This window comes from Pandoraea sp. CB10b_02, assembly GCF_002216225.1.
Taxonomy (GTDB): Bacteria; Pseudomonadota; Gammaproteobacteria; order Burkholderiales; family Burkholderiaceae; genus Pandoraea; species Pandoraea nosoerga.
The window spans coordinates 43,492-58,066 of record NZ_NJGW02000004.1 but is presented as its reverse complement, the minus strand read 5'-3'; the positions used below and the strand labels follow the sequence as shown (position 1 = coordinate 58,066).

The 14,575-nt window shown below is 66.9% G+C and carries 11 protein-coding genes; 6 read left to right on the top strand and 5 right to left on the bottom strand.

Annotation, left to right across the window (positions count from 1 at the left end; all coding sequences use genetic code 11):
* Window positions 1-30: 30 nt before the first annotated feature.
* Both CDN36_RS05355 and CDN36_RS05350 read left to right on the top strand, forming a co-directional pair.
* Entirely contained in the window at window positions 31-699 is a 669-nt protein-coding gene (locus CDN36_RS05355) for an HD domain-containing protein (RefSeq protein ID WP_150553799.1), read from the top strand.
* A gap of 194 nt (window positions 700-893) precedes the next feature.
* A complete protein-coding gene (locus CDN36_RS05350) occupies window positions 894-3,053 on the top strand; it encodes a TonB-dependent receptor (RefSeq protein ID WP_287496188.1) in 2,160 nt (719 codons plus the stop codon).
* 141 nt (window positions 3,054-3,194) lie between these two features.
* Here CDN36_RS05350 and CDN36_RS05345 read toward each other — a convergent pair whose 3' ends face one another.
* Complete coding sequence (locus CDN36_RS05345; protein WP_287496187.1) at window positions 3,195-3,668, bottom strand: Lrp/AsnC family transcriptional regulator; 474 nt, start codon at window positions 3,666-3,668, stop codon at window positions 3,195-3,197.
* Between the two features lie 283 nt (window positions 3,669-3,951).
* Here CDN36_RS05345 and CDN36_RS05340 point away from each other — a divergent pair, with 283 nt between their 5' ends.
* The 3 genes from CDN36_RS05340 to CDN36_RS05330 all read left to right on the top strand — a co-directional run bounded on the left by CDN36_RS05340 (window position 3,952) and on the right by CDN36_RS05330 (window position 7,868).
* Complete coding sequence (locus CDN36_RS05340) at window positions 3,952-5,220, top strand: Zn-dependent hydrolase (protein WP_150553797.1); 1,269 nt, start codon at window positions 3,952-3,954, stop codon at window positions 5,218-5,220.
* Between the two features lie 192 nt (window positions 5,221-5,412).
* Entirely contained in the window at window positions 5,413-6,705 is a 1,293-nt protein-coding gene (locus CDN36_RS05335; protein ID WP_287496186.1) for a diaminopropionate ammonia-lyase, read from the top strand.
* Window positions 6,702-7,868 (top strand): M20 aminoacylase family protein, encoded by a 1,167-nt coding sequence (locus CDN36_RS05330; protein WP_150553795.1) that lies wholly within the window; start codon window positions 6,702-6,704, stop codon window positions 7,866-7,868. The genes CDN36_RS05335 and CDN36_RS05330 overlap by 4 nt, the downstream gene beginning before the upstream one ends.
* Before the next feature lie 26 nt (window positions 7,869-7,894).
* On the opposite strand, the gene CDN36_RS05325 is transcribed toward CDN36_RS05330, so the two are convergent.
* On the bottom strand, window positions 7,895-8,713 hold the full coding sequence (locus tag CDN36_RS05325; protein ID WP_287496185.1) for a GntR family transcriptional regulator: 819 nt from the start codon (window positions 8,711-8,713) through the stop codon (window positions 7,895-7,897).
* Window positions 8,714-9,065: 352 nt separating this feature from the next.
* Between CDN36_RS05325 and CDN36_RS05320 the strand changes: the two genes are divergently transcribed.
* The gene (locus CDN36_RS05320; RefSeq protein WP_287496184.1) at window positions 9,066-10,520 is read left to right on the top strand and encodes a 2-hydroxymuconic semialdehyde dehydrogenase; all 1,455 of its coding nucleotides are present in this window, start codon (window positions 9,066-9,068) and stop codon (window positions 10,518-10,520) included.
* Window positions 10,521-10,595: 75 nt separating this feature from the next.
* Here the strand turns inward: CDN36_RS05320 and CDN36_RS05315 are convergent, their stop codons facing one another.
* The 3 genes from CDN36_RS05315 to CDN36_RS05305 all read right to left on the bottom strand — a co-directional run bounded on the left by CDN36_RS05315 (window position 10,596) and on the right by CDN36_RS05305 (window position 14,478).
* Complete coding sequence (locus CDN36_RS05315; RefSeq protein ID WP_287496183.1) at window positions 10,596-11,819, bottom strand: aminotransferase-like domain-containing protein; 1,224 nt, start codon at window positions 11,817-11,819, stop codon at window positions 10,596-10,598.
* Window positions 11,820-11,840: 21 nt separating this feature from the next.
* Window positions 11,841-13,340, bottom strand: a complete 1,500-nt coding sequence (gene amaB / locus CDN36_RS05310) for an L-piperidine-6-carboxylate dehydrogenase (protein WP_287496182.1) — start codon at window positions 13,338-13,340, stop codon at window positions 11,841-11,843.
* Between the two features lie 112 nt (window positions 13,341-13,452).
* On the bottom strand, window positions 13,453-14,478 hold the full coding sequence (locus tag CDN36_RS05305) for a DUF1338 domain-containing protein (RefSeq protein WP_287496181.1): 1,026 nt from the start codon (window positions 14,476-14,478) through the stop codon (window positions 13,453-13,455).
* Window positions 14,479-14,575 lie beyond the last annotated feature (97 nt).

Sequence of the window (14,575 nt, the reverse complement as noted above, 5' to 3'; positions counted from 1 at the left end):
GCGGGCTCTTTCCGCCGGGACATCATCGCCATGCTCGCCCACGCCTTCGCGCCTTACGGCACCACGATCGCCGCAGTGCTCGCCGCCGCGGGCGCCACGGAACCGTCGCACAGCGGCGACGGTTCACACGACGGATCGCATCTGATTCGCGTGTGGCGCCTCGTGAAAGAGATCGCCGCCGGCGAGTCCGGCGCCGATCTGGAGGTGCTGGCTGTCGCCACGTTGCTGCACGACTGCGTGCAGGTGGAGAAGACCGATCCGCGTCGCGCACACGCGTCGCGTTTGTCGGCGCAAAAGGCCAGCGGCATTCTGCACACGATTGGCTGGCCCGCGGCGCGCATTGCCGCCACGGCGCACGCTATCGAGGCGCACAGCTTCTCGGCGGGCATTGCGCCCGAGACGCCGGAAGCGAACATTCTGCGCGATGCGGACCGGCTCGACGCGATCGGCGCCATCGGCATCGCGCGCACGTTCTACGTTGCCGGCCGTGTCGGCTCCCGCCTCTACGACCCCGCCGATCCGTTCGCCGCCGCGCGCCCGCTCGACGACCGGCGTTTCGCGCTCGATCATTTCGAGACGAAACTGCTGCATCTGGCCGACGGCCTGACGACGCGCACCGCGCGACGCATCGGCGAGCAGCGCGTGGCGAGCATGCGCGCATTTCTCGACGTGCTGCGCGAGGAAATCTCGCCATCGTGACGGTTCGGTAATCTCCGGCCCGCGGCCATACCTTGCGACGCCGGTTTCGTCCCGGCGCCCGGCTGACAGCCGGGTCTGCCCCCCGCCTTGGAGCAAAATTCGGAGCAAAAAACAGTCATTGACCTGCTTTTTCTTTCAAATGATAATGCGTCTCGTTTTTATATTACGAATCATTACAAAAGATAGGCAGGGAGATGAAACGAGTATTGCATCCGGCACGCCGCGTCGCGTGGGTGGCGCTCGCGTGCCAGCCGATGATGGTGGGCACCGCGCTGGCACAGGACGGCGCGCAGCCGGCGGGCCCGGAATCGGCTGGTGCGGCGGCGACCGTGCTGCCGGCGGTGGTGGTCAACGCCAGTTCGATCCGCGATCCCGGCGAGGGCTACAACCCCACGAGCGCGGTGAGCGCCACCAGGATCGACGCCCCGCTGCGCGACATTCCGCAGACGGTCAACGTGGTGACGGCGGAAGTCATGCGCGATCAGCATGCGAATTCCGTGCAGGACGCCCTGAAAAACGTGGCAGGCATCGGGTTTTCCACGGGTGACGGCCAGCGCGATCAGGTGACCATCCGCGGGTTTTCGGCCATCGCGGACCAGTTCGTCGACGGCATTCGCGACGATGCGCTGTATTTCCGCGATTTGTCCAACGTCGACCGTATCGAGGTCGTCAAGGGGCCGGCCGCGGTGCTGTACGGCCGCGGCTCGTCCGGCGGATTGATCAACCGGGTGACCAAGAAGCCCGGCGTCGACGTGACGAGCGTCGGCGTGAGCTACGGCTCCTGGGCAGACCGGCGTGTCGAAGCCGACGTCGCCCGCGTGTTGGGCGACGGCGCGGCGGCGTTCCGTATCACGGGGGCGCACGAGGAAGGCAAGAGCTACCGCTCCCAGCAGTTTCTGAACCGCTCGGCCGTCGCGCCCTCCCTGGAACTGCGCCTCGCGCCGAGGACGACCGTGCTGCTGCAGGCGGACTATCTGGAAGATCGCCGTCTGACCGACTTCGGCATTCCGGCCTATCGGGGGCGCCCCGTCGATGTGCCGGCATCAGCCTATTACGGTGCGGCCAATGCGGGAGACGTCGACTACACGCGCTCGCGCGTCTATTCCAGTACCGCGACGATCAAGCACGAGTTCAACGACGAGTGGTCGGTCCGCAACGCCACCCGCTACTACCACTATTCGCTCGATCGGAACAACACGCTCGTGGGCACCGTCAACGAGGCCAATCGCACGTTGACGTTCAATCACGGCAACGTCTATCGCGAGGAGCACGGCTGGTTCAACCAGTCCGAACTCACGCAAAAGGCCGTGCTCTTTGGCATGAAGCACGAGCTGCTGTATGGCGTGGAGATCGGCCAGCAGAACAAGGATCTCGTCAGCTATTCGGCGCCGGTGACCGACGCGAGCGGCAAGACGATCAACTTCGACCTGTTCGCGCCGCGTTTGCCGACGCTGCCGCTGCATACCTCGACGACGCCGACGGCCAACAACCTCGGCGTGTTCAAGACGCTCGGTTTCTACACGCAGGACATGATCGCCTTTAGCGAGCATTGGAAGGCATTGCTCGGCATTCGTTACGATCGGTTCGAGCAGCAGACGTTTGAGCGCCGTCCCAACCAGCCCAATCTTTCGCGCACCGACACGGCGTGGAGTCCGCGCGCGGGGCTGGTCTGGCAGCCCAGCACGGCGCAGTCGTATTACGTGTCGTGGAGCCGGTCCTTCCAACCTTCCGGCGAAGCGTTTTCGCTGGCAGCCAACAATGCCGAGCTCGCGCCCGAGACCACCACGAACACCGAAGTCGGGGCGAAGTACGACTGGCTCGACGGCAAGGTCACCACGACAGTGTCGGTGTTCCGGCTCGAGCGCAGCAACATCAAGGTCGCCAACGCGGCCGGTACGGCGTTGATCCCGATCGGCGAGCAGAGAACCGACGGCGTGGAGCTCAGCGGGGCGGCGGAACTCGGACAAGGCTGGCGCATCCTGGCCGGCTACGCGTATCTCGATGCAACCGTCACCAAGTCGACGCCCGCGCTGCAGGGCAAGCGCGCGACGCTCACGCCGCGCCATTCGGGCAATCTCTGGCTGACGAAACGCCTTGGCGGCGGTTTTGGCGTTGGCGGTGGCCTGAATCTGGTGGGCGCGCGCATGGCCGACCCGCTGAACACGGTGACGCTGCCCGGCTACGTTACGGCCGACTTCATGGCGTGGTATGCGTACAAGCGGATGACGCTGCAACTCAACGTCTACAACGTGTTCAACAAGGGCTACATCGTCTCCGCACACGGCTCCAGTCCCAACCTGAACATGCCGGGCGCGCCGCGCAGCGCCATGGTGACGCTGCGCTACGAAATGTGAGGTGGCGGGCGGAACACATGCCGCTCGCGCGCGAGGAAGCGCCCGCGACGCCTCGCGCGGGCGGCCGCGCCCGCCCAACCGACCTGGCGTGGCCGACGTGAGACCGGCCGCGCCACGCCTGCCGGCGCAGCGGCTCGCCGATTACTTCTGCGCCGCGTCCAGCGGCACCTCCAGTCCCGCCTTGACGTGGCTCATCGTCACGAGCGTCTTGAAGCGCTTGACGTTGTTGCTCTCGAAGAAGAGCGCTCGGGTGAGTTCGGTGTACTGCGCCATGTCGCGTACCACCATGATCACGACGAAGTCGCATTCTCCCGCGACGTAATAGCACTGCTGCACCTGCGGACACGCGAGGAAGCTGCGCTTCATGGCGTCGAGCAGGTCCAGCCGCTCGTTCTCGACCTCCACTTCGGTAATGACCGTCAGGGGATAACCCACGCTTGCGGGATCGACCAGCGTGACGGTCTTGCGCGTCACGCCCTCGTCCGCAAGCTTCCTGAGCCGCCGGTTTACCGCCGCGGACGACAGATTCACCTGCGCGCCGAGCGCATGCTGGGGAGTGGTCGCGTCTCGCTGAATCGCCGCGAGCAGGGCGACGTCGTAACTGTCCAGGCTCATGATGCGCAACAAAAATTCGTTTTGAACGCCCAAAACGCGCGATTACTACGCGCGCGTCGGAATATTATTCAGGCTATCCGATGATACTCCGCTAGCGGTGACGCGCGCACCCGCCGCGTCCGCCAGCGAAGACGGCGCCGCCCGAGCAGGCGTCCCAACCCTTGCTCGCCCCCCTACGGGCCTCTTGCTCGCTCTTGCTCATCCTTACGCGTCCTCACCCATCCCTTACTTATCCCTTACCCATCCCTTACCCATCCCTTACCCGCCAACACATCACTGACTCATGCAAGCTTCGAAAGTCGCCGCCCCCCTCCGTCTGAACGGTTCCGTTCTGTTGCAGCAGCTTCGCGAGCTGGGCGAAATCGGCGCCGATCCCGTCGCAGGCGGGCGCACGCGCATTGCCCTCACGGACGCCGAGAAAGCCGGTCGGGATCGGGTCGTCGCGTGGATGCGCGAACTCGATCTCGACGTGCAGATCGACCGCATCGGCAACATCTTCGGCACGCTCGCTGCCGAGGCAGCCTCCGGCGATGCGCCCTTGCGCCCGCTCATGATGGGCTCGCACATCGACACGGTGGTCAACGCCGGTGCGCTTGACGGCTGCTACGGCGTGCTGGGCGGACTGGCCGTCGTGCGAGCGTTTCGCGACGCCGGCATCTCGCCATCGCGACCGATTACCGTGGCCGCATTCACCAACGAAGAGGGCGCGCGTTTTCACCCGGACATGATGGGCTCGCTCGTGCATGCGGGCGGCTTGCCGCTTGACGAGGCGCTCGACGCCATCGGCACGGACGGTGCCCGCCTTGGCGACGAACTCGTGCGCATCGGTTACGCCGGCGACATGGCGCCGGGCACGCTCGTGCCGCACGAGTACCTCGAACTGCATATCGAGCAAGGGCCGATTCTCGAAGCCGAGGGGCTGGAGATCGGCGTCGTCGAAAACCTGCAAGGGATCTCGTGGCAGCAGGTCACCGTAGAGGGCAACGCCAATCATGCGGGTACGACGCCGACTCGTCTGCGCCACGACGCCGGTTACGTCGCCGCCGCGGCTGTCGCCGAGCTTCGCCGCATCGCGGTGGCCTCGGGCACCACCCTCGCGACGGTCGGCACGTTGCGCGTCGAGCCCGGCGTCATCAACGTGATCGCGCGCAAGGCGGTGTTTACCGTCGACATGCGCGACCCGGACGAGCAGCGTCTTGCCGCCGGCGAAGCGCGCTTTGCGGAATTTCTGGCGACCCTTGCGAGGGAAGAGGGCGTGCGCGTGACGACCGAGCGGCTGGCGCGCTTCTCGCCCGTCGTCTTCGATGCCGCACTCGCCGAGGCGATCGAAGCCAGCGCGAAGCGCATGGGCCTGTCGTACAAGCGCATGACGTCGGGCGCCGGCCACGACGCGCAGATGATCGCGCGCATCGCGCCCGCCGCCATGATTTTCGTGCCGAGCCGCGGGGGCATCAGCCACAACCCACGCGAGCATACCGATGACGACCAGTTGGTGCACGGCGCCGAGGTCCTGCTCGACGTCGTCGCACAGCGGCTCGGCATCGCGCGCTGAATCGGGGCCCGGCGATGCCCATGGACGCCACGGACGCCATAGACGCCCATAGACGCCCACGCCCATCAACGAGGTTTGCGAACGCGCGTCGCAACGCGGCGTCCGCCGGGCGCTGGCAAGGCAATTCGCCGGCTCATTCGTCTCATGTCTCATTCGCCTCATTCGCTTCATTTGCTTTACCGGAGCCCCCCAATGCTTTACGTCAATCCGCATGTCATGCGCGCGCCGTATCCCGCGCCGCTTCAGGACATCATGAGCATCGCCCGCGCGCAGCAGAGCCGCACATGGCTCTCGCACTGGAGCGGGTTGCGCCCGGGCAGTACGCCGTTGCGCGTCCTGCCTGAGCTGGCCGCCGAACTGGGCGTGAGCGGTGTGCTGGTGAAGGACGAAGCGCGGCGCTCGTCGCTCGGCAGCTTCAAGGCATTGGGCGCGCCGATCGCGCTCGCGCGCCTGCTGCTGCGCGAATACGGCGGATACGATGAATACGGCGAACATGGCGAACACGGGGAACATGGCGGAAGTGGCGTCACGGCCGCCACGCTGTTCCAGGGCGAGCACCGCGATGCGCTGTCGGACTTCACCGTGATCAGCGCCACCGACGGCAATCACGGACGCGCGCTCGCGGCCGCGGCGCAGAGCATCGGCTGCCGTTGCGTGATCGTGCTGCACGCCCACGTGAGCGAAGAGCGCGAGCAGGCGATCGCCGCGCACGGTGCGCGGATCGTTCGCATCGCGGGCAACTACGACGACTCGGTGGCCGAGGCGGCGGCGCTCGCGCATCGCCATGGCTGGCACGTGGTTTCGGACACCTCCTACGAAGGCTATGAGGCGATTCCGCGCGACGTCATGCAAGGTTATGGCGTGATCGCAGCCGAGATCGAGGAGGCGCTGCACGCCGACGGCCAGGCGTGCCCGCTGACGCACGTCTTCCTGCAGGGTGGGGTGGGCGGACTGGCTGCCGGCGTCGTGAGCTATGTGTGGGAGCGCTGGGGCGCGTGGCGTCCGACGTTCGTGGTCGTCGAGCCGGTGCAGGCCGACTGCCTGTATCAAAGCGCGATGGCCGGCAAGCCGGCATCCGCGTCGGGTTCGGTCGACTCGGTCATGGCCGGGCTGGCGTGCGGCGAAACCTCGCCGCTGGCGTGGCGTTTCCTGCAACCGTCGGTCGACGCGTTCATGACCGTCACCGACGCGCAGGCCGTCGCCGCGATGCAGCGGCTTGCGCGCGGCAGCGAGCGCGACGCGCCCTTCGTCGCCGGCGAATCGGGGGCGGCGGGACTGGCCGGCCTGATGCAGGCGGCCGCTTCGCCGGAGATGGCGCAGGCTATCGGCCTGGACGCGGCGTCGCGCGTGTTGCTGATCAACACGGAGGGCGCCACGGCGCCGTCCGTGTATGCCGAGCTCGTCGGCGAGCCGGCGGATTCGGTGCTCGCGCGCGGGCAGGCGTGGCACGCACGCCGACAGACTCACGGAGGGAGCCTCGCATGACGCAGGACATCTATTTCGCCAAGGCGCTGCGTGCATGGCGGCACGCGTTTCACCGTCAGCCGGAGACCGGCTTCGAGGAGGTGGGCACGTCGCAGACGGTCGCGAAGATCCTGGAGAGCCTCGGGCTGGACGTGCATCGCGGCATCGGCGGCACCGGCGTGGTCGCGAGTCTGCGTGCCGGCGACGGCAAGGGCGTCATCGGCATTCGCGCCGACATGGACGCATTGCCCATCGCGGAGAACGCACCGGGTCGCGAGCATGCGTCGCAGGTGAGCGGCAAGATGCACGCCTGCGGACACGACGGCCACATGTCGATGGTGCTGGGCGCGGCGAAGCTGCTCGCCGAGTCGCGCGACTTCAACGGCACCGTCCGTTTCATCTTTCAGCCGGCCGAGGAGCATGGCCGGGGTGCGCGCGCGATGATCGCCGACGGCCTGCTGGAGCGCTTTCCCATCGACGCGATCTATGGCGTACACAACATGCCCGGCATTCCGAGCGGGCACATCGCCACGCGCGCGGGCGGCATCATGGCGAGCGAGGACAACTTCGTCATCCGCATTCGCGGCAAGGGCACGCACGCGGCGCGTCCGCACATGGGCGTCGATCCGCTCGTGATCGGCGCACAGATTGTGGTGGCGCTGCAAACGGTGGTCTCGCGCAGTGTCGATCCGGGCATGTCCGCGGTGGTGTCGTGCACGGAGTTCATCACCGACGGCATTCGCAACGCGATTCCGACGAACGTCGTGATCAAGGGCGACACCCGCAGCTACACACCGCAAGTGCAGCGGCTGCTCGAGTCGCGCATGCGCGAGATCTGCACGGGCATGTGCGCGATGCATGGTGCGCACTGCGAGTTCGAATACACGCACGAGTTCGCGCCGACGGTCAACCATGCCGAAAATACGGCGCTCGCCGTGCGGGCGGCGAGCGCGGTCGTGGGGGCGGCGATGGTCGACGCGGACGTGGCGCCGGTAATGGCGTCGGAGGATTTTGGCGTTTTTCTTCAGCACGTGCCGGGCAACTTCGCCTTCATCGGCAACGGCTGTGGCGACGAACCCGGCGCGACCCCGCTGCACAACGCGGGGTACGACTTCAACGACGCGATCTTGCCGGTGGGCGCGCGCTATTTTGCGCAGATCGTGCGTGAGAGCTTGCCGCGCTGAGCGGTCCGTTCCGGACGTGTCGGCGCCTAGCGCACCGCCGCGAGCGGCGCCGTCCCGGCGTTGAGGATGGCCTCCGGTAATTCGCGCACGGCCTCCAGCGTCTTGCGGATGTGGGCGGCAAGCAGTGCGGCGGCCCGGTCCGCGTCGCGCGCGAGGCACGCATCGAAGATGGCCTGATGTTCTTCGTGAACGTCGCGCGGCACCGGCCGGTGCGTGATCGACAGGCGCCGGTATCGTTCGGACTGGCGATACAGGATCGCCAGGAAGTGATGCAGCCAGCGCGACGGGCATGCGCGGATCAACGCCTCATGGAACGCGCGATTGCGCGCCTCCCACTGCGCAAACCGGTTGCCGCCGCCATCCCTGCCGTTGCCGCTGTCTTCCTCATCGCCCACATCGCCCACATCGCCCTCCTCGCCATCTCCTTTTCCTTCCTTGCCTTGCGCCGCACCCCCCAGTCGCTCCTCGGCGAGCGTGAGCAGGTGAAACGCGCTCGTCAGGTCAGCCTCCCAGGCGTCGTCGCCCAGCGACACGGACTGGCGTAGCGCTTCGGTCTCCAGTTGCACCCGCGTCTCGGTAATGTCGATGAAGTCGGCCAGCGAGATCGGCGTGACGCGAAAGCCGCGATGCCCGTGCTGCACGACGAGCGCATCGGCGACGAGCAGCGCGAGCGCCTCGCGCAGCGTGCCGGCGCCCACCTCGTAGCGATCTTTCAGGTGCTCGACGCGCAACTTCTCTCCCGGTGCGAGCCGCCCTTGCACGATGTCGGCGCGCAGGCGCAGGTAGGCGCTTTGCGCGAGCGTGGCGTCGGCGGCCTGGAGGGAAAACGGACTGGAGCTGTGCATACGGTGCGTGGGGGGCTGGAAGATGGGCAGGGGAGATGGGCTGGGCGATGAACTGGGCGATGAACTGGGCGATGAGCCGGGCGTAAGGGGACGTTGCGGGAAGTTGCGTGACGTTGCGGGACACTGCGCGTGCGCGGTGTGTCGGGAATGCCGAGATTATAAGCAACTTGCTCCGGATTTTCGTTAAATTAAATAAAAATCGATATAAATAAAAATTCTCGAGAAAATGTTGACGGCGACGGGCGGGCGGATTTATCGTGTGCGGCATGCCGTGAGCGGCGCGCCGCCGCCCGAGCGGCCCGGACCAACCCAATACGGCCCGATACAACCCGATACAACGAGAGAGCGAGACATGAAGGATTTCCAGAATTTCATCAACGGCGAGTGGGTGTCGACCGCCCGCACGTTCGAGAACCGCAACCCCGTGGACAACGGCCTCATCGGGCACGTGCATGAAGCCGGGCGTGCGGAAGTGGACGCCGCCGTGCGCGCCGCCCGCGCCGCGTTGCAGGGACCGTGGGGCAAGATGACCGTCGCGCAGCGCGTGGAACTGCTGCACGCGGTGGCCGACGGCATCCATCGCCGTTTCGACGACTTCCTCGCCGCGGAGATTGCCGACACGGGCAAGCCGCACGGTCTGGCAAGCCATCTCGATATCCCGCGCGGCGCCGCGAACTTCAAGGTCTTCGCGGACATGATCAAGAACGTGCCGACGGAGTCGTTCGCGATGGTGGCCCCGGACGGCGGCAACGCGCTGAACTACGGCGTGCGCACGCCGCGTGGCGTGATTGCCGTGATCTGTCCGTGGAACCTGCCGCTGCTGCTCATGACGTGGAAGGTCGGCCCCGCGCTGGCCTTCGGCAACACCGTCGTCGTGAAACCGTCCGAAGAAACGCCGGCGACCGCCACGCTGCTTGGCGAGGTCATGAACGAGGTGGGGGTGCCGGCTGGCGTGTACAACGTCGTTCATGGCTTCGGGCCTGATTCGGCCGGCGCCTTCCTCACGGAACATCCCGGCGTGAACGGCATCACGTTCACCGGTGAGACGCGCACCGGCGAAGCGATCATGAAAGCCGCCGCGAATGGCGTGCGTCCGGTCTCGTTCGAACTCGGCGGCAAGAACCCGGGCATCGTGTTCGCGGATGCCGATTTCGACAAGGCTGTCGCCGGCATTGCGCGCTCGAGCTTCGACAACAGCGGTCAGGTCTGCCTCGGCACGGAACGCGTCTACGTTCAGCGCCCGATCTTCGAGCGCTTCGTGGCGGCGCTCAAGGCGCGCGCGGAGTCGCTGACGCCCGGCGATCCGTATGCGCCCGGGACGACCTTCGGGCCGCTCGTCTCGCAGGTGCACCGCGAGAAGGTGCTGTCGTATTACGCGAAGGCGCGCGAGGAAGGGGCGACGGTGGTCACCGGCGGCGGCGTGCCCGACATGCCCGCGTCGATGAAGGAAGGCGCCTGGGTGCAGCCCACGATCTGGACGGGGCTGCCGGAGACCGCATCGGTCATTCGTGAAGAGATCTTCGGGCCATGCTGCCACATCGCGCCGTTCGACACGGAGGAGGAAGTCATCGAGATGGCGAACGCGACGCCGTATGGCCTTGCGGCTACCGTGTGGACCACCGACGTGAGCCGCGCGCATCGCATGGGCGCCGCGCTCGAAGTCGGTGTGTGCTGGGTCAACGCCTGGTTCCTGCGCGACCTCCGGACCGCCTTCGGTGGCGCGAAGCAGTCGGGGATCGGACGTGAAGGCGGTGTGCACTCGCTCGAGTTCTACACCGAACTGCGCAACGTCTGCGTGAAGCTCTGAGTCCACCCGCCGACAGCACGGCCCAATGGAACGCTCGGCGCTCGCGAGGACGCTTTGCCGCCGAGCGTCGGTGCGCTACGCCGTTTGCGAGGCGCTCGCCGCCATCGCCCGCGCCAGGCGGGCCACGCCTTCGTCGATGGCGTCCACGGCCGGCGCGGCGAACGACAGGCGCAACGACGATTCGGCTGCATCGTCTGTATTGGCTGCATCGTTCGCATAGAAGGCCTTGCCCGGTACGAACAGCACCTTCTGCGCGATCGCGTGCGGCAGCAGCTCGCTGGTCTTTCGCGCCGACAATCGCGCCCACACGAACATGCCGCCCTGCGGCGCGTGGAATTGAATGGCGCTGCCCAGCCGCTCGCGCAGGGCGTTGCACATGGCCTCGCATTTGCGCCGGTACGCGTCGGTGATCTCGGGCAAATGCCGGCTCAGTGCGCCGTTTGCCAGATACTCGGCCGCCACGGCTTGCGTCCACGGCACGCTGCACAGGTCGACCGTCTGCTTGGCGATCACGCATCGGCGCGCGATCTCCGGCGGTGCGATCGTCCAACCGATCCGCAAGCCGGGCGCCACGATTTTGGACAAGCTCGAAAAATGCACGACCCAATCGCGCGACCCCGGCACTTCGGGGGTCAGCGCGAGCAGGGACGGCACCGCTTCGCCCGCGAAGCGCAGGTCGCCGTAAGGATCGTCCTCGACGATCACGAATCGATATTCCACGGCGAGCTTCAGCAGGGCAATGCGCCGCTCGCGCGACAAGGTCGCGCCCGTCGGGTTCGCAAACGTCGGCACCGTGTACAGCAGCTTCGGGGCCACGATCCTTCCCTCGCGCAGCTGGGCGGACAAATGGCCGACGTCGAGCCCGTCCGCGTCCACCGGCGCGGTCACGATGGTTGCCTGCTGCAGGCGCAGCGCCTGCAACGTGGCCGGATACGCGGGCTGCTCCGTGACGACGACATCCCCTGGCGCCACCATCACGCGCAGTAGCAGGTCGAGCCCCTGCTGGGAGCCGGTCGTCACCAGCAGTTCCTGCGCCGCGCACGGCGCGCCGCGTGAAGCCATCAACGCGACGAGTTGCGCCTTGAGTTCGGCCAGGCCGTCGGTCGGACCGTATTGCAGGCACCGCGTCGGCTGCGCGAAGGCGCGGGCCTGTGCGGCCGCCAGCCCCGCGCCGTCGAACAGGTCGCTCGCCGGATAGCCGCCGGCGAACGAAATCATGCCGGGCTCGGACAGGTATTTGAACAGCTCACGGATCGGCGAGCCGGCCGGATCGGCAAACGGAGAAGTGAACGCGTACATGGAGGCTTTGCTATCGCGACTTCACTCGATCGAGAAGTCGATGCCTTGCGCGAGCGGCAGGGCCGACGAGTAGTTGACAGTGTTGGTCGCACGGCGCATGTAGCCCTTCCATGCGTCCGAACCCGACTCGCGACCGCCGCCCGTTTCCTTTTCGCCGCCGAACGCGCCGCCGATTTCCGCACCGCTCGGACCGATGTTCACGTTCGCGATGCCGCAGTCGCTGCCCGCCGACGACGTGAAGCGCTCGGCTTCGCGCAGATCGGTCGTGAACACGCACGAGGACAGACCGTGCGAGGCGGCGTTGTTTGCCTCGATGGCTTCCGCGAAGTCGCTGTACTTCAGGACGTACAGGATCGGTGCGAAGGTTTCGCTCAGCACCACTTCCGTCTGCGACGGCATTTCGACGATCGCCGGCTTCACATAGAAACCGTTCTCGGCGCCGGCTACGACGTGGCGCTCGCCGCCGGTCACCTTGCCGCCTTGCGCGCGCGCGCGCTCGAGCGCGTCCTGCATGCGCCTGAATGCGCCTTCGTCGATCAGCGGCCCCATGAGCGTGCCGCGCTCCAGCGGATTGCCGATCGCGACCTTGCCGTACAGCGCCTTCAGACGCTCGAGCGTCTTGTCGTAGACGCTCTCGTGCACGAACAGGCGGCGCAGCGTGGTGCAGCGCTGACCGGCCGTGCCCACTGCCGAGAACAGAATGCCGCGCAGGGCGAGCTCCATGTCGGCGCTGCCCGTGACGATGCCGGCATTGTTGCCGCCGAGCTCCAGGATCGAGCGACCAAAGCGGCGCGCCACTTCCACACCGACCTTGCGGCCCATCTCGGTGCTGCCCGTCGCGCTCACGATGGCGGAGCGCCGGTCGGCGACCAGCGCCTCACCCACCTCGCGGCCGCCGATTACGAGCGCCGTCAGGCCCTCCGGGGCATCGCCGAATTCGGCAATGACTTCTTCCATCAGCTTGTTCACGGCCAGTGCGCTCAGCGGCGTTTTCTCCGACGGCTTCCACACCACGGCGTTGCCGCACACGAGCGCGAGCGCCGCGTTCCACGACCAGACGGCGACCGGGAAGTTGAACGCCGAGATGACCGTACACACGCCCATCGGATGCCACGTCTCGGCCATGCGGTGCCCCGGGCGCTCGGAAGCGATCGTCAGACCGTACAGCTGGCGCGACAGGCCAACCGCGAAGTCGCAGATGTCGATCATTTCCTGCACTTCGCCCAGGCCCTCCTGCAGGATCTTGCCGGCTTCGAGCGTAACCAGCGCGCCCAGCGCCTGCTTGCGCTCGCGCAGCTTCTCGCCGAGCAGCCGCACGAGTTCGCCGCGGCGCGGCGCCGGCACGTTGCGCCATGTCGTGAAGGCGCTCTGCGCGCGCGCCAGTGCGTGCTGGGCGTCGGCCACCGAGGCGCTCGCCACGCGGCCGATCAGCGCGCCGTCGATCGGCGAATGCACGGCGATGTCGCCGCTCTCGGCCAGCTTGGCGATGCCCAGTTCGTTGAGAATGGAAGATGCGTTCACGTTGTTACCCCTTATGGAATTCAATGTTGGCCGACGGTGTTGCAATCGCGCCGGCGGTAAAGCGCGCAGCATGGGCACACGCCGCCATTGTGCGCCGGCTGCGAGCCGAGACTCATTTGGCGTTGGCCGTCATCTTGAAAATGCCCTGTGCGTTGCCGGCGTCGAAACGCAGGTCGATCTTCCAGCGGCGCTCAGCGGTGTCGTACTCGCGATGGCGCGTGATGAACTCGTAGAACGAGCCCGGCACCTCGCGCGTGACGGTCTCGCCGTCCTTGCCGCGGAATTCCCGGCGCACCGTGTCGGCGCGATACGCGGTCTGGAACACGCGTCCCGAGCGCGAGCGCTCGACCTCGGGTTTCATCGGGCGGCCCTTGGCCTTCTCGGCGTCGGAGAGCGCGAAGACGTCCGCCACGCGGTCGGTCGCGTGGTTGAACGCGTTGCCCTCGGTCGCGATCCACGCCATTTCGGCGGATTCGGCCAGCAGCAGTTCATAGTCGGCTTCGCTCGGCATGTCGTGCTGACGCGCGAACGCCCCCACGATCACCGGCAGCAAGGCCTGTGCGCTTTCGAGCGGCAGCGTGCCGTCGCGCTCGAGCTCCCACAACTGGCCGACGGCGGCCGGCGTCAACGGATCGCGCGAGGTACCGACCACGCGCGACACCGCTTGCTGGAACGTCTCCGAAAAGCGCTCCGGGTGCAGCTCGCTCACGAAAAACTGCGAAATTTCTTCGGGGGCGTCTTCATGCGCGTAGGCTCGGCCCGTCATGCCCAGACGGTCGAGCGCATAGCGACCGTTCAGACGGAAGCCGAGCGGGCGCAGGATACGCGTGAAGGCCGCCTCGCCCGGCGGTAGCGCGCCGTTTTCATGCCAGCGCACGGTGCGCAACGCGCCATGGTCGAAATAGACGCTGCCGCCGTTCGCGATCGTCTCTTCAGTGTAGGTCCGGCCATTCGGCGAACGCGCCAGTAGTCCCTCGAACAGCGCCATGTTCATGGCCTGCGCCAACTCGGCGCGGCTCACGTGGTCCGGCTCGCAGTCGGCGAGGATCGACGGGGAATTAAGTGTGGCGAACAGCGCGTCGGTACGCGTCTGCCCAATCAGGGAGACCAGCAGGGACTGCACGTTGGCATTGCGCATCGGTTTGTCTCGCAGGGAGGGCGCCGTCTTGGGCGGCGCCACGGAGTGTCAGGGCTCGGCATGCAAGCAAAGGCGGCGCCCCCGGGGCTGGCTCCCT